The 1,175-nt window shown below is 62.6% G+C and carries 1 protein-coding gene; it reads right to left on the reverse strand.

Annotation, left to right across the window (positions count from 1 at the left end; genetic code table 11):
- Window positions 1–29: 29 nt before the first annotated feature.
- Window positions 30–1,175, reverse strand: a protein-coding gene (locus DKT70_RS17610) for an IS3 family transposase (protein ID WP_407672237.1) whose coding sequence is annotated in 2 segments (ribosomal slippage) — window positions 30–940 and window positions 940–1,175 — 1,147 coding nt annotated over the 2 segments. Because the reading frame shifts where the segments join, the coding sequence is not laid out codon by codon here. This gene is flagged as partial in the annotation.

Here is a 1,175-nt window from a genome sequence, read left to right on the forward strand (position 1 = left end):
TGGACTTGCCCGGCTTTTGTGGAGAGCGTTTAGCTCACTTCCCGTGCCTTTCGCTCGAAGGCGATGGGGCTTTGGAAGCCGAGCGATGAATGTCGCCTGACAGGGTTATAGAATCCGTCGATGTATCTGGCGATGGCGTTTTCGGCCTGCTGGCGGGATTGCCAAGCGACCGGCCAGATCAGCTCTGACTTGATGGTCTTGAAGAACGTTTCCACCATCGAGTTGTCGTAGCAGTTCCCACGCCCGCTCATCGAGATCAGGATGCCGCGTTTGCGGAGCAGCGCCTGATAGTCGACCGAGCAGTATTGCGATCCGCGGTCGGAATGATGGACCAGCCCGGGTGCAGGGTTGCGAGCCACCAAAGCACGGCGCAGGGCTTCGACCGCGAGATCGCACTTCAGACGATCACTCGTGGCCCAACCGACGACATGGCGCGAGAAGAGGTCCAGGACGATGGCGAGGTAAAGCCAGCCCTCTGCCGTCCAGATGTAGGAGATGTCCGCCCCCCACTTTCTGTCCGGACCGTCCGCCGTGAAGTCCTGCGCTACAAGGTTCGGCGCGACGGGCCAGGCATGTTCGCTGTCTGTCGTGCGCTTGAAGCGCCGCTTCTGCCGCGCGATCAACTGGTTCTCGCGCATCAGGCGTGCCGTGCGGTGTCGCCCGATCTCATGGCCCTCGTCGACGAGATCGCGGTGCATGCGCGGGCTGCCATAGGTGCCGTTCGACAGCGCGAAGGCCGTGCGGATATGGGCTAGATAGACCATGTCCTGCTGCTGGCGGCGGCAGGCCGGGCGTTCCTGCCAAGCGAAGAAACCGCTTTGGCTGACCCCGAGGACGCGGCACATCCGGTTGATCGGGAAGCTGGCCTTCTCCGCTTCGATGAAGCCGAAGGTCATCGACTTCCCTCTTTCGCGAAGAAGGCCGCGGCTTTTTTTAAGATGTCGCGCTCCTGCTTCAGGACCGCATTCTCGCGCCGAAGCCGCTTCAACTCGGCATGCAGGTCGACAGGTGCCTCACTCGGCTCACCGGTGTCCCGCTCCTGACCCAGCCACCGCGTCAGCGTCGACAAGCCAATGCCAAGATCCTGCGCGATTTCCCGCCGCGTCCTGCCGCTGGTCAGTGCCAGCCGCACCGCTTCACGCCGAAACTCCGGCGTCGGTTTGTTCCCGTTTCCC

Origin of the sequence: Paracoccus sediminilitoris, from assembly GCF_003259195.1 — a bacterium.
Taxonomy (GTDB): domain Bacteria; phylum Pseudomonadota; class Alphaproteobacteria; order Rhodobacterales; family Rhodobacteraceae; genus Paracoccus; species Paracoccus sediminilitoris.